This window comes from Lysobacter solisilvae (assembly GCF_016613535.2).
In the GTDB taxonomy this organism is placed as follows: Bacteria; Pseudomonadota; Gammaproteobacteria; order Xanthomonadales; family Xanthomonadaceae; genus Agrilutibacter; species Agrilutibacter solisilvae.
Genome location: NZ_CP071518.1, coordinates 462,940 through 486,056, shown reverse-complemented (window position 1 = coordinate 486,056; position 23,117 = coordinate 462,940). Strand labels below are relative to the sequence as shown.

The 23,117-nt window shown below is 70.4% G+C and carries 19 protein-coding genes and 1 pseudogene; 16 read left to right on the top strand and 4 right to left on the bottom strand.

The window, feature by feature from the left end; genetic code table 11:
* Positions 1-31: 31 nt before the first annotated feature.
* From xerC to hslU, 3 genes are all read left to right on the top strand, one after another.
* The gene (gene xerC / locus I8J32_RS02170) at positions 32-946 is read left to right on the top strand and encodes a tyrosine recombinase XerC (protein WP_407061002.1); all 915 of its coding nucleotides are present in this window, start codon (positions 32-34) and stop codon (positions 944-946) included.
* 110 nt (positions 947-1,056) lie between these two features.
* A complete protein-coding gene (hslV, locus tag I8J32_RS02165; RefSeq protein WP_200615477.1) occupies positions 1,057-1,608 on the top strand; it encodes an ATP-dependent protease subunit HslV in 552 nt (183 codons plus the stop codon).
* A gap of 180 nt (positions 1,609-1,788) precedes the next feature.
* Complete coding sequence (gene hslU, locus I8J32_RS02160) at positions 1,789-3,183, top strand: ATP-dependent protease ATPase subunit HslU (RefSeq protein ID WP_245156393.1); 1,395 nt, start codon at positions 1,789-1,791, stop codon at positions 3,181-3,183.
* Positions 3,184-3,236: 53 nt separating this feature from the next.
* Here the strand turns inward: hslU and I8J32_RS02155 are convergent, their stop codons facing one another.
* Positions 3,237-3,692, bottom strand: coding sequence for a nucleoside deaminase (locus I8J32_RS02155; protein ID WP_200615601.1), 456 nt, complete (start codon positions 3,690-3,692; stop codon positions 3,237-3,239).
* A gap of 97 nt (positions 3,693-3,789) precedes the next feature.
* Here I8J32_RS02155 and ubiE point away from each other — a divergent pair, with 97 nt between their 5' ends.
* The 6 genes from ubiE to I8J32_RS02125 all read left to right on the top strand — a co-directional run bounded on the left by ubiE (position 3,790) and on the right by I8J32_RS02125 (position 10,195).
* Complete coding sequence (ubiE, locus tag I8J32_RS02150) at positions 3,790-4,587, top strand: bifunctional demethylmenaquinone methyltransferase/2-methoxy-6-polyprenyl-1,4-benzoquinol methylase UbiE (RefSeq protein ID WP_200615478.1); 798 nt, start codon at positions 3,790-3,792, stop codon at positions 4,585-4,587.
* 104 nt (positions 4,588-4,691) lie between these two features.
* Positions 4,692-5,684: a GGDEF domain-containing protein gene (locus I8J32_RS02145; RefSeq protein WP_200615480.1), complete on the top strand. Its 993-nt coding sequence runs from the start codon at positions 4,692-4,694 to the stop codon at positions 5,682-5,684.
* Between the two features lie 55 nt (positions 5,685-5,739).
* Entirely contained in the window at positions 5,740-7,689 is a 1,950-nt protein-coding gene (locus I8J32_RS02140; protein WP_200615482.1) for a M1 family metallopeptidase, read from the top strand.
* A 28-nt stretch (positions 7,690-7,717) separates the two neighbouring features.
* On the top strand, positions 7,718-8,740 hold the full coding sequence (locus tag I8J32_RS02135; RefSeq protein WP_200615483.1) for an alpha/beta fold hydrolase: 1,023 nt from the start codon (positions 7,718-7,720) through the stop codon (positions 8,738-8,740).
* Entirely contained in the window at positions 8,737-9,486 is a 750-nt protein-coding gene (locus tag I8J32_RS02130) for a hypothetical protein (protein ID WP_200615485.1), read from the top strand. The genes I8J32_RS02135 and I8J32_RS02130 overlap by 4 nt, the downstream gene beginning before the upstream one ends.
* A 241-nt stretch (positions 9,487-9,727) precedes the next feature.
* Positions 9,728-10,195: an aminoacyl-tRNA deacylase gene (locus I8J32_RS02125; protein ID WP_200615486.1), complete on the top strand. Its 468-nt coding sequence runs from the start codon at positions 9,728-9,730 to the stop codon at positions 10,193-10,195.
* Positions 10,196-10,207: 12 nt separating this feature from the next.
* On the opposite strand, the gene I8J32_RS02120 is transcribed toward I8J32_RS02125, so the two are convergent.
* The 3 genes from I8J32_RS02120 to I8J32_RS02110 form a co-directional block, all read right to left on the bottom strand.
* The gene (locus I8J32_RS02120) at positions 10,208-12,115 is read right to left on the bottom strand and encodes a serine hydrolase domain-containing protein (RefSeq protein ID WP_207526734.1); all 1,908 of its coding nucleotides are present in this window, start codon (positions 12,113-12,115) and stop codon (positions 10,208-10,210) included.
* Positions 12,116-12,241: 126 nt separating this feature from the next.
* Entirely contained in the window at positions 12,242-12,922 is a 681-nt protein-coding gene (locus I8J32_RS02115; RefSeq protein WP_207526733.1) for a hypothetical protein, read from the bottom strand.
* Positions 12,919-13,851 carry a carbohydrate kinase family protein gene (locus I8J32_RS02110; protein WP_200615491.1) on the bottom strand — a complete coding sequence of 311 codons (933 nt, stop codon included), beginning with the start codon at positions 13,849-13,851 and terminating at the stop codon, positions 12,919-12,921. The genes I8J32_RS02115 and I8J32_RS02110 overlap by 4 nt, the downstream gene beginning before the upstream one ends.
* Before the next feature lie 254 nt (positions 13,852-14,105).
* Between I8J32_RS02110 and I8J32_RS02105 the strand changes: the two genes are divergently transcribed.
* From I8J32_RS02105 to I8J32_RS02075, 7 genes and pseudogenes are all read left to right on the top strand, one after another.
* Positions 14,106-15,155: a rod shape-determining protein gene (locus I8J32_RS02105; RefSeq protein WP_200615493.1), complete on the top strand. Its 1,050-nt coding sequence runs from the start codon at positions 14,106-14,108 to the stop codon at positions 15,153-15,155.
* Positions 15,156-15,329: 174 nt separating this feature from the next.
* The gene (mreC, locus tag I8J32_RS02100) at positions 15,330-16,586 is read left to right on the top strand and encodes a rod shape-determining protein MreC (RefSeq protein WP_200615495.1); all 1,257 of its coding nucleotides are present in this window, start codon (positions 15,330-15,332) and stop codon (positions 16,584-16,586) included.
* Entirely contained in the window at positions 16,583-17,068 is a 486-nt protein-coding gene (mreD, locus tag I8J32_RS02095; RefSeq protein WP_200615602.1) for a rod shape-determining protein MreD, read from the top strand. The genes mreC and mreD overlap by 4 nt, the downstream gene beginning before the upstream one ends.
* 9 nt (positions 17,069-17,077) lie before the next feature.
* A complete protein-coding gene (gene mrdA, locus I8J32_RS02090; protein ID WP_207526732.1) occupies positions 17,078-19,216 on the top strand; it encodes a penicillin-binding protein 2 in 2,139 nt (712 codons plus the stop codon).
* Positions 19,213-20,325 (top strand): rod shape-determining protein RodA, encoded by a 1,113-nt coding sequence (gene rodA, locus I8J32_RS02085; protein ID WP_200615499.1) that lies wholly within the window; start codon positions 19,213-19,215, stop codon positions 20,323-20,325. The genes mrdA and rodA overlap by 4 nt, the downstream gene beginning before the upstream one ends.
* A gap of 109 nt (positions 20,326-20,434) precedes the next feature.
* A pseudogene (gene mltB / locus I8J32_RS02080) lies at positions 20,435-21,595 on the top strand (lytic murein transglycosylase B); the annotation flags it as partial.
* Positions 21,596-21,696: 101 nt separating this feature from the next.
* The gene (locus I8J32_RS02075; RefSeq protein ID WP_200615503.1) at positions 21,697-22,977 is read left to right on the top strand and encodes a septal ring lytic transglycosylase RlpA family protein; all 1,281 of its coding nucleotides are present in this window, start codon (positions 21,697-21,699) and stop codon (positions 22,975-22,977) included.
* Positions 22,978-23,117 lie beyond the last annotated feature (140 nt).

Sequence of the window (23,117 nt, the reverse complement as noted above, 5' to 3'; positions counted from 1 at the left end):
CGGCGCGGACGCCATACCGTCCGAAACCGCAATACCGGAAACCGCGCCGCCGGAAACCGGGCCGCCCGAAATCGAGGGCTTCCTGGCCTACCTGCGCGTGGAGCGGCAGACCTCGCCGCATACGCTCGATGCCTATCGCCGCGACCTCCTCGCGCTCTCCCATTGGGTGCAGGCGCAGGGTCGTCCGTTCACCACGCTGGACTCCGAAGGCCTGCGCGGCTTCATCGCCGCCGAGCACCGGCGGGGCCTGGGGCCCAAGTCCCTGCAACGACGCCTGTCGGCCTGCCGCAGCCTGTTCGCCTGGCTGCTCAGGCACGGCCGGATTGCCGCCAACCCGGCCCAGGGCGTCCGGGCGCCCAAGGCGCCGCGCAAGTTGCCCCAGGTGCTCGATCCGGACGAGGCGCAGGCCCTGGTCGAAGTGCCGACCGACGCACCACTGGGGCTGCGCGACCGCGCGCTGCTCGAACTGTTCTATTCCTCCGGACTGCGCCTGTCGGAACTGTGCGCATTGCGCTGGGGCGACCTCGACCTGGCCGACGGCCTGGTGACCGTGCTGGGCAAGGGCCGCAAGCAACGCAGCGTACCGATCGGTTCGCACGCGCGCCGCGCCCTGCACGACTGGCGTGCGTCCACGGGCGCGACCTCGGCGCTGCCCGTGTTTCCCGGTCGCGGTGGTGGCCCCATCACGCCGCGCGCGGTGCAACTGCGCATCCGCCAGCTGGCGCAGCGGCAAGGCCTGTTCAAGCGCGTGCATCCGCACCTGCTGCGCCACTCCTTTGCCAGCCACGTGCTCGAATCCTCCGGCGACCTGCGTGGCGTGCAGGAACTGCTCGGACACGCGGACATCGCGACCACGCAGATCTACACGCACCTGGACTACCAGCACCTGGCCAAGGTCTACGACGCCGCGCACCCGCGCGCGCGACGCAAGCCGGCCAAGGCCTGAAGCGGCCTTGACCGCGGGTGCCCGCGCCGTGGCGTGGCCGGCCCATTCCGGCCCCCGGTGCTTGAACGCGCCCGCCACGCCCCCACGTCGTGGGAAATAACGGAGGCCGCATGGACCCCAGTCGCAACCCCAACGTCATCCACGCCACGACCATCGTGTCGGTACGCCGTGATGGCCGCGTCGCCGTCGGCGGCGATGGCCAGGTCACGCTCGGACACACGGTCATGAAGGCCAACGCGCGCAAGGTGCGTCGCCTCGGCCGGGAAGGCCAGGTGCTGGCGGGCTTCGCCGGCGCCGCCGCCGATGCGTTCACGCTGTTCGAACTGTTCGAGGCCAAGCTGGACAAGTACGGGCAGCTCACCCGCGCCGCGGTGGAACTGGCCAAGGATTGGCGCACCGAACGCCGCCTGGGCAAGCTCGAGGCACTGCTGGTGGTGGCCGACAAGGAAACCTCGCTGATCATCGGCGGCACCGGCGATGTCATCGAGCCCGAGGATGGCATCGTTGCGATCGGTTCCGGCGGCCCTTACGCGCTGTCCGCCGCGCGCGCGCTGGCGGCGCATACCCAGCTCGACGCCAGGACCATCGTCAACGAATCGCTCAACATCGCGGGCGACGTGTGCATCTACACCAATCGAAACATCGTGGTGGAAGAGCTCTGACGGGAAATCGGGTGCGGGGCGGAGGGCGCGCACGTGGCAAGGCCCTCACGCCCGCGTCGCGATGCTCCGACGACCCACCCGGTTTGCGCCGCTGGCTCCGGCTTTGCTGATCATCTCCTGGTTCCCGCATCCGCTTTCCCGTTCCACCACCCCCGCGCCATCTCCGAAAAAAACTTCCCCATGCCCAAGCCCGACTCCATTTCCGCCACCATGACTCCGCGCGAGATCGTGCAGGAACTCGACCGCCACATCGTCGGCCAGCAGGCCGCCAAGCGCGCGGTCGCCATCGCGCTGCGCAATCGCTGGCGGCGCATGCAGCTGGACCCGGAACTGCGCGACGAGGTCATGCCCAAGAACATCCTCATGATCGGTCCGACCGGCGTGGGCAAGACCGAGATCGCGCGCCGCCTGGCGACGCTGGCCAACGCGCCGTTCGTGAAGGTCGAAGCCACCCGCTTCACCGAGGTCGGCTACGTCGGCAAGGACGTCGAGCAGATCGTGCGCGACCTGGCCGACACGGCCGTCAAGATGTACCGCGAGCAGGCCAAGCAACGGGTGCGCACGCAGGCCGAGGATCGCGCCGAGGACCGCATCTTGGACGTGCTCCTGCCGCGTCGCGCCGTCACCCTGTTCGGGTTCGAGGGCGATCCGCAGGCCGAACAGCAGGCCGAGCACGCCGCGCAGGACGCCGAGGACGACAAGACGCGCACCAAGCTGCGCCGGCAGTTGCGCAGCGGCGCGCTGGACGACCGCGAAGTGGACGTCGATTTCGCGGTGAACGTCGGCGTCGACATCATGGCGCCGCCCGGCATGGAGGAGATGGGCCAACAGCTGCGCCAGATGTTCACCCAGATGGCCGGCAGCAAGACGCACAAGCGCAAGCTCACGGTGAAGGCCGCGCGCGCGCAGCTCATCGAGGAGGAGGCCGGGCGCCTGGTCAACGAGGACGACGTGCGCGACGAGGCGATCGAAGCCTGCGAGCAGCACGGCATCGTCTTCATCGACGAGATCGACAAGGTCGCCAAGCGCAGCGACGCCGGCACTGTCGGCGGCGACGTCAGCCGCGAAGGCGTGCAGCGCGACCTGCTGCCGCTGGTGGAAGGTTCGACGGTCAGCACCAAGTACGGATCGGTGAAGACCGACCACATCCTGTTCATCGCCTCCGGCGCCTTCCACCTGGCCAAGCCCAGCGACCTGATCCCCGAACTGCAGGGCCGCTTCCCGATCCGGGTCGAGCTGGGCGCGCTGAGCAAGGACGATTTCGTCCGCATCCTCACCGAGCCCAAGGCCGCGCTGATCACCCAGTACGTTGAACTGCTGCGCACGGAGGGCGTGACCCTGGGCTTCCAGCCCGAAGCCATCGATCGCCTCGCCGAGATCGCCGCGCAGGTCAACGACCGCCAGGAAAACATCGGGGCGCGGCGCCTCCATACGGTGCTGGAGCGCCTGCTGGACACGCTCAGCTTCGAAGCCCCCGACCGCGATGGCGATTCGGTCGTCATCGACCGGGCCTACGTCGACGCGCAACTGGACGAGCTGGTGAAGGATCCGGACCTGAGCCGGTACATCCTGTAGCCGATGCGTTGCGTTGCGAGGCCGGCGTCCTGTCGCCGGCCCGCCAGGCCGCTTCAGTCTTCGCCGATATCCTCGTTCCACAGCTGCGGGTGCCCGGCGATCCAGCCGCCCAGCAGTTCGATGCATTCGGGGTCGGCCAGGTCGACCACCCGCACGCCGTGCTCGCGCAGCCAGTCGATGCCGCCGCGGAAGTTGACCGATTCGCCCACCACCACCGTGCCGATGTTGAACTGCCGCACCAGGCCGCTGCAGTACCAGCACGGGGCCAGCGTGGTCACCATGATCGTGCTGCGGTAGCTGCGCTGCCGGCCGGCCTTGCGGAACGCGTCCGTTTCGCCGTGCACCGAGGGGTCGTCCTCCTGGACGCGGCGATTGTGGCCGCAGCCCAGCAGGCGACCGTCGCCGGCGTACAGCGCCGCGCCGATGGGAATACCGCCTTCGGCCAGGCCGCGGCGGGCCTCGTCGACGGCTGTGGCGAGCAGGGCGCGGTAATCTGGTGTCTCGAGCATGGGCGTGGTGGCGGGTTGCGGTCGATCCATGATGCCCTTTCACGCCGCGCCTGCCACGCCGTGCGGCCGGGGCGGTCGGCAATGCGATAATCCCCGCATGAGCGAACCCACCTCCCGGCCCGACACCCGCACCCCCGACACCACTCATTTCGGCTTCCGCGACGTGCCCGTGGGCGAGAAGCAGAAGCTGGTCGGCGAAGTCTTCTCCTCGGTCGCCGGCAAGTACGACCTGATGAACGACCTGATGTCGCTCGGCGTCCACCGGGTGTGGAAGCGCTATTTCGTCGGCACCTGCCAGGTGAAGCGTGGCGACCGCGTGCTCGACTTGGCCGGCGGCACCGGCGACATCGCGCTGCTGCTGCGTGACCGCGTGCTGCGGCGCGACCAGGACGGGCAGGTCCAGGGCAGCATCGTGCTGGGCGACATCAATGGCGAGATGCTCAAGGTGGGCCGGGATCGAATGATCGACCGGGGCGTCGTGGCCGGGATCGAATTCGTCGAGTGCAACGCGCAGGCGCTGCCGTTTCCCGACGCCAGCTTCGACCTGGTGACCATCGCCTTCGGCCTGCGCAACGTCACCGACAAGGACGCCGCGCTGCGCGAGATGCACCGCGTGCTCAAGGTCGGCGGGCAGGCCCGCGTGCTGGAGTTCTCGGAGGTCAAGGCCGACTGGTTCAAGCCGATCTACGACTTCCATTCGTTCAACATCCTGCCCAAGCTGGGCAGGCTGTTCGCCGGCGACGCCGACAGTTACCAGTACCTGGCCGAATCGATCCGCAAGCATCCGCCCCAGGATGAGCTGCGCGCCATGATGGAGGCGGCCGGCTTCGCGCGCTGCGGCTATCGCAACCTGTCGGCCGGCATCGTGGCGATCCATACCGGCTACCGCGTCTAGCGCCCGCTACGGTCGAGCTGGCCGGCGCGGAGTCAGGTTTGTCGCGGCGTCCATGACCGGCTTTGCCGTAAGTTGTGGAACATCTCCCGGGACGGAGTCACACCATGGCCGGACTCGGGGTGTACCGCGCTTTTTCCCGAGTGTTTCCCCGATCGTTCCGCGCAAAGCTGATGGCGGTGATGGTCGGCTGCACGGTCGCACCCCTTGCGGCGCTTGTGGTGTGGCTGATGACCCACAACGGCGCGGCGCCCGAGCGCCTGCTGGCCGGTTCCATTGTCGCGCTGGGTGCCACGCTCGTCGGTGGCGTGGTGGCGATGGTGCTGGTGTACCAGCTGCTGTCGCCGCTGCGGCTGATGGCCGAGGTCGTCCATGACTATTACCGCGAGCACCGCTTGCCGAACCTGCCCGAGGTCGGCGGGGACGAAGTCGGCATGCTCATGCGGGGCATCAACTGCGGCCTGCGCGAGATCGACAGCGGCATGCGTGAGCTCGAGCGTGTCGCCCTCGAAGATCCGCTGACGGGCGCGCTGAGCCGGCGCGGCACGGATCGCGCTCTGCAGGCCAGCGTGGAACGGGCCGAACGCCTTCATGCCGAACGCGGGCACGCCGAACGGGAGCATGCCGGACGGGAGCACGCCGGACGGGAGCACGCCGAAAGAAATCTGACCGATAGGGAGCAGGCGGGCTCATTCATGCTCTACGTCATCGACGTGGACAACCTCAAGCCGGTCAATGACGAACTGGGCCATGCCGCGGGTGATGCGCTGCTGGTCGACCTGGTGACGAGTGCGCGCGGCTGGCTCGATGGCGACGGCTGGATCGGCCGCTGGGGTGGCGACGAGTTCCTGGTCGGCGTGCACGCCGAGCACGCGGCCGCCACCCAGGCGGTCCACCGGTGGCTGCGCCGCTTGGCCATCGCCGACCGGGACGGCGTGCCGATCCGGGTGAGCGTGGGCTGCGCGCACTTCCGGCCCGGGCTGGACGCCCTGCAGCTGTACCGCGAGGCGGATGCGGCGATGTACAAGGCCAAGGCGCGGGGCGGCGGGGCCCTGGTGTGCGACGACGGCGGCCACGCCGAGCTGGCCCGATCGGCATGACGCCGGGCGGCGGGGTGGCGCTAAACTCGGCGCTTTCCATCCTGCCGGACCCCTCATGCGCCACACACCCCTGACGATCTGCCTGGCCCTCGCGCTCGCCATGACCGCCGGCTGCAAGAAGGACGCCACCACCCCGGCCGACACGGCCCCGACCGCGTCGACCGCGCCCGCCACCGCCGCGGACGCCCAGGCGCGCATCGACGAGCACTCCTACGCGCAGCCGGACAAGGTCAAGGTCAAGGACCTGGCGCTCGAACTGAAGCTGGACTTCGACAAGAAGCAGCTCGCCGGCAGCGCCACGCTCGCGCTGGACTGGCTGGACAAGGGCGCCACGCAGCTCGTGCTCGACACCCGCGACCTGGCCATCGAGAAAGTGCTGGGCGAGCGCGCCGACGGCAAGTGGGAAGACCTCAAGTTCGAACTGGCGCCGCGCGACCCGTTGCTGGGCAGCAAGCTGACCGTGCAGATGCCCCAGCGCAACGCGCGCGTGCGCATCACCTACGCCACCTCGCCCGAGGCCTCGGGCCTGCAGTGGCTGACCGCGGCGATGACCGAGGGCAAGAAGACGCCCTTCATGTTCAGCCAGTCGCAGCAGATCCATGCCCGCTCCTGGGTGCCGTTGCAGGACACGCCGAGCGTGCGCTTCACCTACACCGCCCACGTCCTCGCACCGAAGGACACGATGGTGGTGATGAGCGCCGACACCGATCCCAAGGCCGCGCGCGACGGTGACTACAGCTTCAAGATGCCGCAGCCGATCCCGTCCTACCTGCTGGCCATCGGCGCCGGCGACCTGGTGTTCAAGCCGGTCGGTCCGCGCAGCGGCGTGTGGGCCGAACCGACCGCGGTGGACAAGGCGGTGGCCGAGTTCGCCGACACCGAGAAGATGATCGACACCACCGAGAAGCTGTACGGCCCGTACCGCTGGGACCGCTACGACATGCTGCTGCTGCCGCCGTCGTTCCCGTACGGCGGCATGGAAAACCCGCGCATGACCTTCCTCACGCCCACCGTGATCGTGGGTGACAAGTCGCTGGTGGCACTGATCGCGCACGAGTTGGCGCACAGCTGGTCCGGCAACCTGGTGACCTTCTCGACGGCCAAGGATGCCTGGCTCAACGAAGGCGTCACCAGCTATGTCGAGAACCGCATCATCGAGGACCTGTACGGCCGCGAGCGCGCCGACATGGAAAGCGTGATCGAACGCAACGAGCTGAAGGAGGAGTTCACGCCGGAGAACACCGCGTTGCAGGCGCTGGCGGTCAAGCCGGGCGTGCTCAAGGATCCGGACGAGAACCTGAGTTCGACGGTCTACACCAAGGGCGCATGGTTCATGCAGTTCCTGGAGCAGCGCATCGGCCGGGCGGAGTTCGATGCCTTCCTGCGCGGGTACTTCGACCACTTCGCCTTCCAGTCGATTTCCTCGAAGCAGTTCGCCGATTACGCGAAGGCGAACCTGCTCGACAAGTATCCGGGCAAGGTCACCCAGGCCGAGTTCGACGCCTGGCTGTACGAGCCCGGCGTGCCGTCGACGGCGCCGCAGGTGTTGTCGGCGCGCTTCGACGCGGTCGATGCCGCGCGCAAGGTGTGGCTCGACACCGGCTCGCTGCCGGCTGCGTCCCTTACCGGCAAGTGGACGACGCAGGAATGGGTGCATTTCATCGAAGGCATGCCCAAGACGCTGGCCCAGGAGCAGTTGGCGGCGCTCGACGCGGCGTACCACTTCACCGGCACGCCCAATGGCGAGATCGCGCAGCGCTGGTATCCGCTGGCGGTGCGCAGCGGCTACACCGCCGCCAATGAGGCCATCTCCGCATTCCTGCAGCGCGTGGGCCGGCGCAAGCTGATCATCCCGACCTACAAGGAACTGGTGAAGACGCCCGCCGGGCTCAAGCTCGCCCAGGACACGTTCGCCAAGGCGCGTCCGGGCTACCACCCGATCACCAGCACCACGGTGGAGGCCACCATCGCCGAGGCCGCGGGCGGCAAGCCGACGCAGCCGTAATCAGACTGCGTCCCGGCTGTCGCGCGCAATGCGCCTTCGAAGTTCCCTGCATGCGGCCGCCCTCGTGGCGGCCGTACTGCTTGCGGCGGCCGTGACGGCGGTGGCGCTCGATCCGTACCGGCTCGTGCAGCTGGAGTACGGCCGCCAGCGCCTCGTCGCCGGCCTGTCGGCGGACAGCATGCGTGCCGCGGGACATCGCTGGTCGTATGCGTACAGCGACGACGCCCCGGCCGATGCGCCGACGGTGGTCATGCTGCATGGCTACACCGGCAGCAAGGAGAACTGGTACCCGCTGGCGCGCCGGTTGCATGGGCGGTACCGGCTGCTGATCCCCGACCTGCCCGGATGGGGCGCGAGCGAGCGGCGGGACGGGCAGGACTACGGCTACGCCGCCCAGGCGCAGCGCGTGCACGCCTTCCTGCAGGCGCGCGGTGTGCGCACCCCCGTGGTGCTGCTGGGCCATTCGATGGGCGGCGGCATCGCCGCGGTCGTGGCGGCCCGGTATCCCGATGATGTGCGGGCGCTGGGCTTGCTGGCGGCGTCGGGTGTCCGCTTCCGCGACAACGCCTTCGGCCGGGACGTGGTCGCCGGACGCAATCCCTTCGGCGTGGCGGACCAAGCCTCGCTGTCGAACTACCTCGACATCCTGTTCCACGATCCCGCCGCGCGGCCGCGCATTCCCTGGCCCGCGTCCCGCGGATTCATCGCCCACCGCCGGCACGACGGCGCGTTCGAACAGCAGGTGCTCGACCGCATCGGCCGGGGCGACGCGGCGCTGCTGCCCGGAGCGCTGGCGCGCAGGATCGCCCAGCCCACTTTGCTGCTGTGGTGCCGGCAGGACCGCGTGATCGATCCGAGCGCGGCGGGACTGTACGCTGCGCGGATCGCGCGCACGCGCCAGGTGCTGCTCGACGGCTGCGGCCACATGTCGCTGGTCGAACGCCCCGACGAAGTCGCGCAGGCCGTCGATGCGCTGATCGCGACAGCGCCCGCGGCTGTGCCGGCCGCCTCGCCCCCCGCGTCCCCACACCCTGATCGGAAGTCTCCATGACCGCATCGAAGACCACCCCCCGAACCGCCTCGCTCCACCTGTCCGCGCTTGCCCTGGCGGCAACCCTCGCGGCCTGCCAGCCTGCCGACACGCCCAAGGCTCCATCGGGCACCACCACCCAGGTGGCCGCCAAGGAAGGCCAGGCGCAGGAGCTGGGCACCGCCTTCGACGGCCACTACCGGCAGGGCAAGTGGGACCTGGCGGCCGCCCTGGGCGAGGAACTGGTGCAATTGCATCCCGACAGTCCGGTGACCGCGCGGATCCGGCCGCAGTACGAGGAAGCCAAGGCCAAGGCGCTGGCCGCACGCGAAACCCTCAGGACCGCCGCGCTGTGGGACTACCTCACCCAGCCGGTGAAGGGGGGCGACCAGCGGTCGGCCGCGATCTATTCCAAGGCTGCGGTGGATACCGGCGGGGGCGCCGAACAGCCGGTGCGCCTGATCTTCCGCGACCATCCCGATTGGGGCCGCAGCAGTTACCTGGTGCTCGAGAACGGCGACTTCGACTGCTATGGCGGCTGCCGCGTGCAGGTCACGCTGGACGACCAGGCGCCCCGCGCCATGGCGGCCTCGCGCCCCAAGACCGACGAGGCCATCGCGATGTTCATCGAGGACGAGGCCGCGTTGTGGAAGCACGCCAGGAACGCGAAGACGATGGCGATCGAGTTCCCGGTGCGCGCCGGCGGCAAGCGCACCGCCGTGTTCGAAGTCGGCGGCCTGGATCCGGCGAAGATGCCGAAGTGGTGAAGGCCACACCCAAGTGGTGAAAGCGGGGGGCGCGCGCATCCGTTGCGCGCGCCGCGCCCGCCGGTGTCACCACGGTGGGTTAACGCAACCCCGACAGCACAGGAGTAAGGTTTCCCCGTCGGCGTTCCAGCAGCGCCCCGGTGGGCTGCAGCGCCGAAAGGGCGTGACGCAGGACGCGTGCGCCACGTCCACAGCGGCGCCGCCGCGAGGGATGACCGGCGGATGCCTCGCGGAGGCAGTCATGCTTTCCCCACGCCTGCATAATCTGCTCGACGAGCGCCACGCGCCGTACGAGACGCTGGTGCACGACCGCACCGTCACCGCACACGAAACCGCCGCCGCCGCGCACGTGGCGCGCCAGCAGTTCGCCAAGACCGTGATGCTCAAGGTCGACGGCAGGCTCGCGATGATGGTGATGCCCGCCTCCTACCGCATCGACCTGACCCGCCTGTCGCGCGCGCTGGGCGGCGGCATGGTCGAACTGGCGGGCGAAACCGAATTCAGCGACGCCTTCCCTGATTGCGAGCTCGGTGCGATGCCGCCGTTCGGCCACCTCTATGGCATGCCGGTGTACGTCGACTCCCGCCTGGCGCAGCAGCCGGAAATCGCCTTCAACGCCGGCTCGCACACCGATGCGGTGCGCATGCCCTACGAAGAGTTCGAGAAGCTCGCCCAGCCCGAACTGCTGTGGCTGGCGCACGTGATGTAGCCGGCGCGCGCGTCAGCGCCAGAGCGCGAAGGGCAGCATGTCCCAGGCGATCAGCACGGCACACCACTGCAGGACTGCCAGCGCGGCCACGAGACTGACGCGCCCGCGTGCCAGGCCGTCGCGATGGCGCAGGCTGCGCCAGGCCTGCCAGGCCATCAGGGCGGGCAGCGCGGCGGTGGCCGCGTACAGCGCCAGGCTGGCGACGGTCCGGTCGCCCAGCTGCACGTAGCTCTGGAGCAGGAACGCCGGTGCCGGCGCCGCCAGCAGCCAGGCCGCAGCGACGCCCGGTGCGCGCAGGCGTTCGCGGCCCACGAGGGCGCGTACCGGCACCACGACCAGGAACCACAGCAGGCCAGCAAGCCCGAACACCAGGCTGGCCGCCACCAGGCCGTGGGTGCGCACGTCCACGCGGCGCCAGGTGCGCATGCCGTCGCCGAGCAGCCGGCCGTCGTCTGCATCGATCATCAGCACGTGCGAGGGCGTGCGCCGGTCGTGCGCGACGAGGCGTCGCCCGCCCGCGGGCGAGAGCGTGCGCACGGGCCCCTGCAGGGGCGCCAGGCGAAATGCCGCGCCGTCCCAGGACAGGTGTGACCGGTCGAAGATGTAGTCCAGGTAGGCGAAGGCGGCGAAACGGTTCGGCGCCGGCACGTAGTAGCCCTCCCATGCGCGCACGTCGGCGGGGGCGGCCTGCGCCGGCACCGGCGGTGGAAAGGGAATGTCCAGCGCACGGATGAGCAGGGCGTCGAAGCGTGCAGTGTCGACGCCATCGCCGTCGACGTTCTGCACGGTCACGAATGCCCTGCCACCGCCGCGCGCTTCGGGGAACAGGCAGAGCATGGCGTGGAAGCCGACCACGCTCCCGTCGTGGCACAGGCCCACCACGCCGTGGCGGTCGCGGCGCCGCAGGCCGAGTGCGTAGCCGGCCTGCAGGCCGGCGCGGGCGGCCTGCGTCGTGGTCGCATTTCCCATCGCGCGCAGCAGGTCCGTGCGCACCAGCAGGCGACCGTCGACGCGGCCATCGCCGAGCAGGAAGCGGGCGAAGACGGCCAGGTCACGGGCCGTGGTCGTGAACTGGCCGGCGGGACGCAGATAGACGGGCAGGGCGGGGGCCGGCGTGTGGATGTCGAGGTGGCCCCAGGCCAGGCGCGGGTCGGCGTCGTGGAGGCTGGGGATGACGCGGGCATCGACGTCCGGCGTGTCGAGGCTCGGCGATCTGGTCTGGGTGCGGAAGTGGAACGTGCTGTCGGTCATGCCCAGCGGACGCAGCAGCTCGCGATCGAGCCAGTCCTCGTAGCGTTCACCCGTGACCGACTCGATCACCATCGCCGCCAGCGTGTAGCCCATGTTCGAGTAGGACGCGCGCGCCCCCGGGCGCGAGCGCAGCGCCAGCACCGAGGGATCGCGGGTGAACGCGTCGCTCAGCGGTGAATCGGGCGTGGCGCGCGTGCTGAACAACTGCCACAGGCGCATGTCGTCGAGCCCGGCGGTGTGGTCGAGCAGGTGGCGCACGCGTACCGGAGTGGCTGGCGAGGGATTGCGCAGCACCAGCCCGGGCAGGTAGCGCACGAGCGGAGCGTCCAGGTCCACGCGGCCGGCGCTGGCCAGCTGCAGCAGCCCGGTGGCGATCAGCGTCTTGGTGACCGACCCCACGTGCACCTTGTCGTCGACGCGCATGCGGGCGGCACTGGGCGCGTGCCGCAGACCGGCCGCGTCGGCGTGGATGCGGCCGTCGCGGTCGACCGTGGCCCAGACGGCGCCGGGCGTACCGGTTTCACGCAGCGCCTGCTCGACCTGTACGTGCAATGTCGGCGAGGCGTGTGCGTGCGCGGGCGGCAGCAGGACCGCAAGCAGGCCCGCCAGGACCCAGGTCGCGGAACGCCGGATTGCGGGCCCCCGGCCGCGCAGGCGCGGCCACGTCATGCAGCAACGATCTGAACGCCCATTTCGAAGCCACATCCCTGTTACCTCCGGGCCGTCCGGCCCATCCAGCAGTGTCCGCGGTCCGCGGGCGGACTCGAAAAAGCGCGCCGCGCGCGCCATGGCCGGCTAGTCGCCGGCGACGAAGTAGACCACCGACCATCCCCGCGCATCCACGCGCAGGGCGATGCGCTGGTCGACCGGCGAGCGCGCCAGGTCGCCGCGCACGTAGCCGGTGCGGCCCTGCCATTGGACGGCCCACCAGTCCTGAGCGCCCTGGGCGAAGTTGTCGTCGGCCAGCACCAGCGTGCGATGGCTGGCGCGCCCCAGCACGGGCGCGTCCGCGGCGGGACGTGCGCGCACCGCGACGCCGGTGCCGGTGACCACGACCACGTCGTAACCGGTGAGCGCGGGGTCGGCTGTGACATCGACGCAGGCAGGCGAGGGCGCGCACCACTGTGGCGTGCCGTATTCGTCGGTTTCCTGCACGCCGCCGAGCGCGAGGATTTCTTGCAGCGCCCGCCACAGCTTCGTGTCCGATTGCGTGGGTTCCCAGACCAGGTCCAGGCCCTGCGGCCCGACGTCGCCGCCGAAGCTGATGTTCGCGTCGGCACGCAGGTGCTGCCTGAAGCCGTCGAGATCGCGCCGCGCGACGATATCGGTCAACTCGGCCACCGCGTGGCGCACCGCGACGTCCAACCGCGAGGGGTCATGCGCCGCGGCGGGCGGCGTGACCGTTTCCTGCGCCCAGGCCAAATGGCCCGCCGCCAGCAGGAGCAGTCCTGCCAGGCCGCGGGCCCGGGCCCTCACAACGCGTAGCCGAACTGCTGCTTGAACTGCTCGGCGAATTCTTCGTAATCGAAGCGCTGGTTCTGCGTGCCGGGGTGTTCCACCTTCAGCGCGCCCATCAGGTTGCCGATGCGGCCGATCGTGGTCCAGTCGTAGCCCTTCTCGATGCCGAAGATCAGGCCGGCGCGGAACGCGTCGCCGCAACCGGTCGGATCGGTGACGCGGCGCTCGTGGGCCGGCGGGATGTCGTGGAGCTTGCCGTCGGCGTAGATCAGCGCGCCCTGCGGGCCGCGCGTGGTGATGTAGGCCTTCACCTTGGCGGCGATTTCCTTCTCGTCCCAGCCGGTGCGTTCCTGCAGCAGATTGGATTCGTAGTCGTTGACCGTGACGTATTGCGCCAGGTCGATGAACTCGCGCAGTTCGGCGCCGTTGAACAGCGGCATCGCCTGGCCGGGATCGAAGATGAAGGGGATGCCGGCCTCCGCGAATTCCTTCGCGTTCTGCAGCATGCCTTCACGCCCGTCGGGGCTGACGATGCCGAAGGTGACGCCCGGCACGTCGCGCACGTGGTTCTCGTAGGAACGCATCATCGCGCCCGGGTGGAAGGCGGTGATCTGGTTGTTGTCGTGGTCGGTGGTGATGAACGCCTGCGGCGTGAACAGCTCGTCGATCACCTTCACATGGTCGAGCGGGATGGCCTGCTCGGCGAACCAGTCGCGGTAGGGACCGAAGTCCTGGCCGACCGTGGCCATCGGGATCGGGTCGCCGCCCAGCAGCTTGAGGTTGTAGGCGATGTTGCCGGCGCAGCCGCCGAATTCGCGGCGCATCCGCGGCACCAGGAAGGACACGTTGAGGATGTGCACCTTGTCCGGGAGGATGTGGTTCTTGAACTGGTCCGGGAACACCATGATGGTGTCGTAGGCCAGCGAGCCGCAGATCAGGGCTGACATCGGCAGGAGGGTCCTGGGTTGGGTGGGTGTCGGGCCCCGGCGCGGGGCAGGGGTGAAGGGCGGGCCGGGCTGCCCCGGGGCCGCCAGCGGCCGTGCGGCGGGTAGGGTAGCCGCTGAACCGGGATCGGGCCAGCCGCGGGGGCTGCGGAATGCCCGTTTCTGCGGAGAAATTCCTTGTTTGGACAAGGGGCCAGGCGTAGTCTACCGGGCTCACTCGTGCCCCCCTCCCCCCGGCAGAAACGGCTGATTTCCTGATGTTCAAGAAGTTTCGCGGCATGTTCTCCAATGACCTGTCCATCGACCTGGGCACGGCCAACACCCTCATCTATGTCCGCGGGCAGGGAATCGTGCTGAACGAGCCGTCCGTGGTCGCGGTGCGCCAGGACCGCGTGATCGGCGGCAACCGCTCCGTGGCGGCGGTCGGCGCGGAGGCCAAGCAGATGCTCGGCCGCACCCCGGGCCACATCAGCACGATCCGGCCGATGAAGGACGGCGTCATCGCCGACTTCACCTACACCGAGGAAATGCTCAAGCACTTCATCCGCAAGGTGCACAAGTCGCGCTTCCTGCGTCCCAGCCCCCGCGTGCTGGTCTGCGTGCCCTGCGGCTCGACCCAGGTCGAGCGCCGCGCGATCAAGGAATCGGCCGAAGAGGCCGGCGCCCGCGAGGTCTACCTGATCGAGGAGCCCATGGCGGCCGCCATCGGCGCCGGCATGCCGGTGACCGAGGCCCGTGGCTCGATGGTGGTCGACATCGGCGGCGGCACCACCGAGGTGGCGGTGATCGCCCTCAACGGCATCGTCTACTCGCAGTCGGTCCGCATCGGCGGCGACCGCTTCGACGAGGCCATCATCAGCTACGTCCGCCGCACCTACGGCACCCTGATCGGCGAGACCACCGCCGAGCGCATCAAGCTCGAGATCGGCTGCGCGGTGCCGCAGAAGGACCCGCGCGCCATGGAAGTCTCCGGCCGCAACCTGGCCGAGGGCGTGCCGAAGATGGTCAAGCTCAATGCCAACGAGGTCCACGAAGCCCTGCGCGAACCGCTGTCCGGGATCGTGGCGGCCATCCGCCTGGCCCTCGAGCAGACCCCGCCGGAACTGTGCGCCGACGTCGCCGAGCGCGGCATCGTGCTCACTGGCGGCGGCGCGCTGCTGCGCGACCTGGACCGCCTGATCAGCGAGGAAACCGGCCTGCACGTGCAGGTGGCGGACGACCCGCTGACCTGCGTGGCCCGCGGTGGCGGCCGTGCGCTGGAACTGGTGGACATGCACGGCAACGAGTTCTTCGCGCCAGAGTATTGATGGCCAAGGCGGGACCGCGGGACGGGGAACAGGGAAACGGACGTTTCCCGGCGATTCCTGTGACGCCGCTTCCTGCTTGCAACGCGTGCCTGCCCCAGCATTGGCAGGCTTCCGCCGCGGGGACGTTCGCTTCCCTGTTCCCCGTCCCCCGTTCCCGCTCCTGACCCCCTCCCAGTGCCTTCCTACGCCGGTCCCTCCGCCAGCCGCTCCGGCGACATCGCCGGCAGCCTGCGGCTGCTGGCCTACCTGGCGCTGGCCGTCATCCTGATCGTGCTCGACCACCGAGGCGGCTGGCTCAGCCGCGCGCGCCAGCAGGCGCAGGGCGTGATCCAGCCCCTGCGGACCGTGGCGGGCGTGCCGGGCCAGCTGATCGGCCGGGTGTCCGATGACGCCGGCACGCTGGGCCAGCTGACCACCGAGAACCGCCGCCTGCGCAACGAATTGCTGGTCACGCGGGCCCGCATGGCGCGCCTGGCCACGGTCAGCGCGGACAACGCCCGCCTGCGCGGCCTGCTCGCCGCCGCCGAGGACGGGGCGCTCGACGTCCAGCTGGTGCCGGTGCTCAACGTCGACCTCGATCCCACCCGCCAGCGCCTGGTGCTCAGCGCCGGCGCCGGCGAGGGCGTGCGCGCCGGGCAGATGGTGATCGACGCCGGCGGCGTGCTCGGCCAGATCATCGACGCCGGGCCGCTGCAGTCCACCGTGCTCCTGCTGACGGACCCCGACCACGCCATTCCGGTGGCGGTCGCCCGCAACGGCGTGCGCCTGGTCGCTTACGGCACCGGGCGCGTGGACCAGCTGGCCCTGGCCAGCGTGCCGCTTTCCAGCGAAGTGAAGGTGGGCGACGTGCTGGTGACCTCGGGGCTGGGCGGGCGTTTCGCCGCCGGGTTCCCGGTGGGCACCATCACCGCGCTGCGCCCCGACGAGAGCCGCGCGTTCCTCGTGGGCGACGTCAGGCCGGCCGCCCAGCTCGATCGCGGCCGCGACGTCCTGGTGCTGCGCACCCTGCCGCCGCGACCGGTCATCGTGCCCGCGCCGCCGCCGGCCGCCACGCCGGGTGAGGGCGCCGGCCAGCCCGGCGTGAGGACGGCATCCGGCGCCGGATCGCCTGCCGGCCCCGGGTCCGTATCGGCCGCGCCGACGTCCGCCGCCGCTGCCGCGCCGGCGAGGGCCACGACCCGGCCGGCTTCGCCGCCCCCGGGGGAGGCCGCCCCCGTCGCGAGCCCCGAGGCGCCGCCGCGCCGCGAACCGGCCCTGCCGCCGCCGCCCGCCACCACGCCGTCGACCACGCCGTCGACCACGCCGTCGACCACGCCGTCGACCACCCCGTCGACCACCCCGTCGACCACCCCGTCGTCGCCCTCCAATCCGGCGGCCACGACCCCAGCGCCGACCCCGGCGCCGGCTGCCACCTCGCAGGAGCGTCGCTGATGCGCCCGCGTTCGCCCTGGGTCAAGCCCTTGAGCCTGCTGGTGGCCCTGCTGCTGATGCTGCTGCCGATGCCGCAGGCGCTGCTGCCGCTGCGCCCGTACTGGCTGGCCCTCGCCATGGCCTACTGGGTGATGGAGGATCCCGACCACGCCGGCATGGGCTTCGCCTTCCTCATCGGCCTGGCCGCCGACCTGGTGGTGGGCAGCCTGCTGGGTGAACACGCGCTGCGCCTGGTGGTGATGACCTTCATCCTGCAGCGCTTCCGGGCCCGGCTGCGGTTCTTCCCGATCTGGCAGCAATCGCTGGCCATCGGTGGTCTGTTGTTGAATGACCGCATCGTCACCGCCGCGCTGCATCTCACCCTGGGCGTGCCCACGTCGCCGCCGCTGGCCTGGGCCGCGCCGGTCATCGGCATGGTGCTGTGGGTGCCGGTGTTCGCCATCCTCGACAGCCTGCGCCTGGGCACCTGGCGCAGGCGCTGAGGTCGGGTCATGAATTCCCTGCGACCGCGCCGGCGGGTGCTCAAGAACGCGGCGATGGAGGCCGAGCAGTTCCGCCGCCGCGCGGCGCTGGCGTTCATGGGCGTGGTCCTCGCCCTGGCCGGGCTGTCACTGTGGTACTTCCGCCTGCAGGTGTGGCAGCACAGCGAGTACGCCACGCGTTCGGAGGAAAACCGGATCAAGCTGCGCCCGGTCGTGCCGGCACGCGGCCTGATCTACGACCGCAAGGGCCGGATCCTGGCCGACAACGTGCCGGCGTTCCGCCTGGACGTGACGCCCAAGGAGGCCGGCCCGGTCGAGGACTGGCTGCCGCAGCTGCAGCGCATCGTCGCGCTGACGCCGGAAGACATCGCGAACTACCAGGCCAGCCGCCATGTCGCGCGGGGTTTCAAGCCCGTCACCCTGAAGCTGCGCGTCACCGAGGAAGAGGCGGCCCGCTTCGCGGTCGACCGCTGGCGCTTCCCGGGCATCGAGTTGCAGTCCTATCTCAACCGGCGCTACCTGCATGGCGAGCTGACCTCGCACGTGATCGGCTACGTCGGCCGCATCGACGCCGCGGACATGAAGACCCTCAGCGGCGGCGAGACCGCGCTGAGCCACATCGGCAAGACCGGCCTGGAGCGCTACTACGAAAAGGCGCTGCGCGGGCAGGTGGGCTTCGAGAAGATCGTCACCAACGTCGACGGCCGCCCGATGTATTCGGCCGGGCGCGACCCCGCCAAGCCCGGCGCCGACCTGCGCCTGAGCATCGACCTGGACCTGCAGCAGGCGATGGTCACCGCGTTCGGCGACAAGGACGGGTCGGCGGTGGCGGTGGATCCGCGCACCGGCGAGATCCTGGCGATGGTCAGCCTGCCGGCCTATGACGCGAACCTGTTCGTCAACGGCATCTCGCATACGCACTACAAGGCGCTGACCACCAATCCCTCGCGTCCGCTGTTCAACCGCAACGTGCTCGGTGGCGGCCCGCCGGGGTCGACCGTGAAGCCGCTGATCGGCCTGGCCGGCCTGGACAGCGGCCTGCGCACGCCCGAATACAAGGTGTTCTCCACCGGCACGTTCTACCTCCCCGGCACGGGGCGCGGCTGGCGCGATGCCCACGGCGGCGCGGGGTGGACGGACCTGCGCAAGTCGATCTCGCAGTCGGTCAACTTCTACTACTACAAGCTCGCCTACGAGATGGGCATCGAGAAGTTCGACCAGTACATGTACCGCTATGGCTTCGGCCAGAAGAGCGGCATCGACCTGCTGGGCGAGAACGTGGGCGTGGTGCCGTCGCCGGAATGGAAGGCCAAGCGGTCCAAGGAACGCTGGTACCCGGGCGAGACCGTGAACGCCGGCATCGGCCAGGGCTACTGGGTCGCCACCGCGCTGCAGCTGGCGCGCGGCACCGCCGCGATCGCCAATGGCGGCGAGCTGCGCCGCCTGCACCTGGCGGCCGCGCGCCGCGACGGCTACGACAAGCCGTGGGCCCCGTTGCAGCAGCCGGTGCCCGAGCGCATCACCGACAACGCCGGGCACCTGCGCGCGGTGCAGGAAGGCATGATCGCCACCATCCACGGCGGCGGCACGGCCACCGCCATGGCGCGCGGCGCGCCCTACATGATGGCCGGCAAGACCGGCACCGCGCAGAAGATCAGCCGCAAGGGCAGCCAGAGCTTCGATCCGCATTCGCTGCCTTACCACCTGCGCCACGAGGCCCTGTTCGTCGGCTACGCGCCGGCCGAGAACCCGACGATCGCCATCGCGGTCGTGGTCGAGCACGGCGGCTTCGGCGGCACCGCCGCCGCACCGATCGCACGCAAGGTATTCGATGCCTGGCTGCTCGGCACGATGCCGGAAGCCGACGAGAACCTCACCCGTTCGCCGCAGGGCGGCGCGTCGCTGATACCGGTTGAAGAGCCGCCGGAGGGCACGGCCGCGGGGCACCAGACCGGCCCGTCCACGACGGCAGTGGCACCTGGCACCCGTGCGACCGGCACTCCCGCGGCCGCCGCGAAGGTCGGCGCGAACACGGGCGCGAACGCCACCGTCCCGTCGCCCGTCGTGCGCCCGCCGTTGCCGGGCGCCGCGGCGGGTCGCAACGACACGGCGCCACGCCCCGCCACGACGACGGAGCCGGTGCGATGAGATACCTGCTGCGCTGGCTGTTCGACTTGGTGCTGCGCTTCACGCGCACCCTCGACCTGCCGCTGCTGGGCGCGCTGCTCGCGCTGATGGGCATCGGCCTGGCCGTGCTCTACAGCGCCGGCGACCAGTCGCCGAAGCTGGTGATCGCCCAGGGCGCGCGCTTTGGCGTCGGACTGGGCTTCATGTGGCTGCTGTCGCGCATGCCGCCGGCGCAGCTGCGCAACTGGACGCCGTGGGTCTATGCGATCTCGCTGGTGCCGCTGGTCGCGGTGCTGTTCCTGGGCACGGGCAAGCACGGCCGGCACTGGATCAACCTGGGCGTGTTCTATTTCCAGCCGGCCGAACTGCTCAAGCTCAGCCTGCCGATGATGGCCGCGTGGTACCTCAATCGCCGGCCACTGCCGCCCAAGCTGGGCGTGGTGCTGATGGCGGCCGTGATCATCGGCGCACCCACGGGGCTGATCCTGATGCAGCCCGACTTCGGCACCGCCATGCTGGTCGGCATCAGCGGTGCCTTCGTGCTCTATCTGGCGGGATTGCCGTGGTGGTGGTTCGGTGCGGCGCTGGCCTCGGTGGCGGCGATCGCGCCCGTGGCCTGGCTGTGGCTGCTGCGGCCGTACCAGAAGGACCGCATCCTCACCTTCCTCAATCCCGAATCCGATCCGCTCGGCACCGGCTGGAACATCATCCAGTCCAAGATCGCCATCGGCGGCGGCGGCTTCACCGGCAAGGGCTGGGGCGAGGGCTCGCAGTCGCACCTGGACTACATCCCCGAGCACACGACCGACTTCATCTTCGCCGTGCTGAGCGAGGAGTTCGGCTGGATCGGCGTCATCACCGTGCTGGCGTTGTACCTGTTCGTGATCGGCCGCTGCCTGTGGATCGCGGCCGGCGCGCGTGACGGCTATTCGCGCCTGATCGCCGGCGCGCTCGGGCTCGCGTTCTGCGTCTACGTGATCGTCAACGGCGGCATGATCGCGGGCCTGCTGCCGGTGGTGGGCGTGCCGATGCCGCTGCTCAGTTATGGCGGCACGTCCGCCGTTTCGCTGCTGGCGGGCCTGGGCGTGGTGATGGCGGTGCAGGCGCACCGGCCGGTGCATACGCGCTGATGTGCGCGATCGCTGCGGGCGTCGCGCCGCGTCAAGCTGACCGCGTCGTTCATGTGAAGAAGGCCGCGCGGGTGTTGCCCCATATGAACGCGTGCTACCCTCGGCCGCGATGAGCCGAAGCCCGATCCACGTCCGCGCGCGCAACACCCTTCCGCTCGCGCTGGCGCTCGCCCTGGGCGCCTGTGCGACGCAGAAGCCGCCCGCCCCGCGCGCTGCGGCGGCGCCGCCCGCCACACCCGCCGTCACGCCCGCACCGGCCGCGCCCGTGCCCGCGTCGACGGGGCCGATTACCGTCACCACGCCGCTGCCGGCGCCGCGTCATCCCACGGCCGAAGTACGCGCCCGGTTCGTGCGCGAGGCGGTTGCGAAGTACGGGCTTGACCCGGCCCAGGTCGAATCCGTCCTGGCGCGCGCGCAGCTGCGTGAAAGCACGGTCACCGCGATGGCGCGTCCGGCCGAAGCCAAGCCGTGGCGCGACTACCGCCCGATCTTCGTCACCCCGCAACGCATCGAAGGTGGCCGCGCGTTCCTCGCGCAACATCGCGACGCACTGGCGAAAGTGGAGGCGCAGTACGGCGTACCGGCCGAGATCATCGTGGCCATCCTCGGCGTGGAAACCAGCTGGGGCCGCAACACCGGCAATGCGCCCGTCCTGGATGCGCTCTACACGCTGGCTTTCAATTACCCGCGCACCAACCTGCCGGACAAGATCGAGCGCGAGAACCAGCGCGAGGCCTTCTTCCGCGACGAGCTCGCGCAGCTCGTCGCGCTCGGCCGCGACACCGGCATGGACGTGGCCACGCTCACCGGCAGCTACGCCGGGGCGATGGGCTGGGGCCAGTTCATGCCCTCCAGCTACCGGCTCTATGCGGTGGACGGCGACGGTGACGGCAAGCGCGACCTGTTCACCGACCTCGACGACGTGTTCGCCTCGGTCGCCAACTACTTCGTCAGGAAGGGCGGCTGGGAGCGCGGCCGGCCGGTGATGGTGCGCGCGGACTACGTGCCGGGCACGCTGGCCCTGGTCGATTCCAAGGGCGAGCCGATCCACGACCTGGCCACGCTGGCGCAGGCCGGCTACAAGCCGCAGTCGCCACTGCCGCCCGGCATCACCGGCGCACCGATCGTGCTCGACGGCGTCTCCGGGAATGAACACTGGTTGACGTTCCGCAATTTCCGCGCGATCTGGAGTTACAACAACTCGATTCGCTACGCGACGGCCGTCTACCAGTTGGCCGAGGCGATTGCCGGACGCGAAGTCGCAGGCGCGCCGGAAGAGTCCACGGACGCTTCGGCAAGCGGGTCGGCGGGCGTACCCCCGGGCATTCCCGCCGGCATTCCCGCCAGCCCTGCACCCGGTCCCGCCGGCGCATGAAGGCGCTGCTGGCCATGATGCTGGCGCTGGGCCTGACGGCCTGCGCCGGCGCTCCTCCCCGCGCATCGGCGCCGCCGCCCGCGGCGAAGTCCTCCGCATCCCCGGCCGCTGCCGCCGCCGGCCGCAAGGTCTCGCCTTACGCCCCGGCGCAGGAAGACCACAGCAAGCGCGGCAACTACGTCGCCGGCGGTCTGTACGCGCCCGGCGAGCGCGACAGCGTCCCCGGTGAGTTGCCCGACGTCGATGCCATTCCCGAGCCCGAGGTGACGGACGAACCGCGCTCCGCCGTCGGCAACCGCAAGTCCTACACGGTCCTGGGCAAGCGCTACCAAGTGATGGACAGCGCGCGCGATTTCGTGGAGACCGGCACCGCTTCGTTCTACGGCAACAAATTCCACGGCCGGCGGACCTCCAACATGGAGGTCTACGACATGTACACCTTCAGCGCCGCGCACAAGACGTTGCCGCTCCCCAGCTTCGCGCGCGTCACCAACCTGGACAACGGCAAGTCGGTCGTGGTGCGCGTCAACGACCGCGGTCCCTTCCATCCCGGGCGCGTGATCGACCTCAGCTACGCCGCCGCGGCCAAGCTGGGCTACGTCAGCAAGGGCACGGCGCGCGTGGAAGTGCGCGCGCTGACGCCCGGCGAGACCGAGCCGACCTTCGCCAGCGCCCGCAACAATCCGCCGCCGGCACCACGCACCGCCGCGCCCGCCGCGGGCAGCGCGATGGACAAGCTGGTCGCGGCCATCCCCGTGGCCCGCGCCGCCGCGGCCGATACGCCGGGCCCGCGCACGCAGGCCAGCGATTACCGCTTCGACATGCGCCAGGACGGCCGCACCATGACCGCCGACGAGTTCGAGGCCTGGATGAAGAAGCGCCGCGTCCGCGTGGCGACGGGCAAGCCCGGCACCCCGGACGTCCGCGCCGACGCCAGCACCGACGCCACCCCGGACGACCGAACCGTCGCGCTGCCCGTCCCTGTGGCGGCCGCACCGGCGAACGGGGCGCCTTCCACGCCCGCCGTCGGCGCCGTGCAGACCGGTGAGGCCGTGACGCTGCAGGTCGCCGCGTTTTCGGCGCGCGCCAATGCCGACCGGGCGCTGGCCATGCTGCAGGGCGCGGGCATCGGCCAGGCGCGGCTGCACGATGTCGACAGCAATGGACAGAAGGTGTGGCGCCTGCGCGTGGGCCCGCTCGCGGCCGACCAGGCGCCGGAACTGGCCGCCCGTATCCGGGGTCTGGGCTTCGGACCGCCGCAACGCGTGCGGGAGTAGCATCCGGCACGCCGCGAAGGATCGCGCCCCGCTTCACCCCGCTGGCCCGTCCGGCGTGATTGATCCGAATCTGATGGTGCGACGGTCCGCCGGCGCATCGATTTCCAACCCGATGTCGCACGCCGGCCGGTTGTACCCGG

Excerpts from the sequence above, each read along its gene's own strand:
- mrdA (WP_207526732.1), top strand. The coding sequence starts at position 17,078 with ATGAATTCCCTGCGACCGCGCCGGCGGGTGCTCAAGAACGCGGCGATG.
- I8J32_RS02145 (WP_200615480.1), top strand. The coding sequence starts at position 4,692 with ATGGCCGGACTCGGGGTGTACCGCGCTTTTTCCCGAGTGTTTCCCCGA.
- rodA (WP_200615499.1), top strand. The coding sequence starts at position 19,213 with ATGAGATACCTGCTGCGCTGGCTGTTCGACTTGGTGCTGCGCTTCACG.
- hslV (WP_200615477.1), top strand. The coding sequence starts at position 1,057 with ATGGACCCCAGTCGCAACCCCAACGTCATCCACGCCACGACCATCGTG.
- I8J32_RS02120 (WP_207526734.1), bottom strand. The coding sequence starts at position 12,115 with ATGACGTGGCCGCGCCTGCGCGGCCGGGGGCCCGCAATCCGGCGTTCC.
- ubiE (WP_200615478.1), top strand. The coding sequence starts at position 3,790 with ATGAGCGAACCCACCTCCCGGCCCGACACCCGCACCCCCGACACCACT.
- hslU (WP_245156393.1), top strand. The coding sequence starts at position 1,789 with ATGCCCAAGCCCGACTCCATTTCCGCCACCATGACTCCGCGCGAGATC.
- I8J32_RS02135 (WP_200615483.1), top strand. The coding sequence starts at position 7,718 with ATGCGCCTTCGAAGTTCCCTGCATGCGGCCGCCCTCGTGGCGGCCGTA.
- I8J32_RS02105 (WP_200615493.1), top strand. The coding sequence starts at position 14,106 with ATGTTCAAGAAGTTTCGCGGCATGTTCTCCAATGACCTGTCCATCGAC.
- I8J32_RS02075 (WP_200615503.1), top strand. The coding sequence starts at position 21,697 with ATGAAGGCGCTGCTGGCCATGATGCTGGCGCTGGGCCTGACGGCCTGC.
- I8J32_RS02125 (WP_200615486.1), top strand. The coding sequence starts at position 9,728 with ATGCTTTCCCCACGCCTGCATAATCTGCTCGACGAGCGCCACGCGCCG.
- I8J32_RS02110 (WP_200615491.1), bottom strand. The coding sequence starts at position 13,851 with ATGTCAGCCCTGATCTGCGGCTCGCTGGCCTACGACACCATCATGGTG.
- I8J32_RS02140 (WP_200615482.1), top strand. The coding sequence starts at position 5,740 with ATGCGCCACACACCCCTGACGATCTGCCTGGCCCTCGCGCTCGCCATG.
- I8J32_RS02130 (WP_200615485.1), top strand. The coding sequence starts at position 8,737 with ATGACCGCATCGAAGACCACCCCCCGAACCGCCTCGCTCCACCTGTCC.
- I8J32_RS02155 (WP_200615601.1), bottom strand. The coding sequence starts at position 3,692 with ATGCTCGAGACACCAGATTACCGCGCCCTGCTCGCCACAGCCGTCGAC.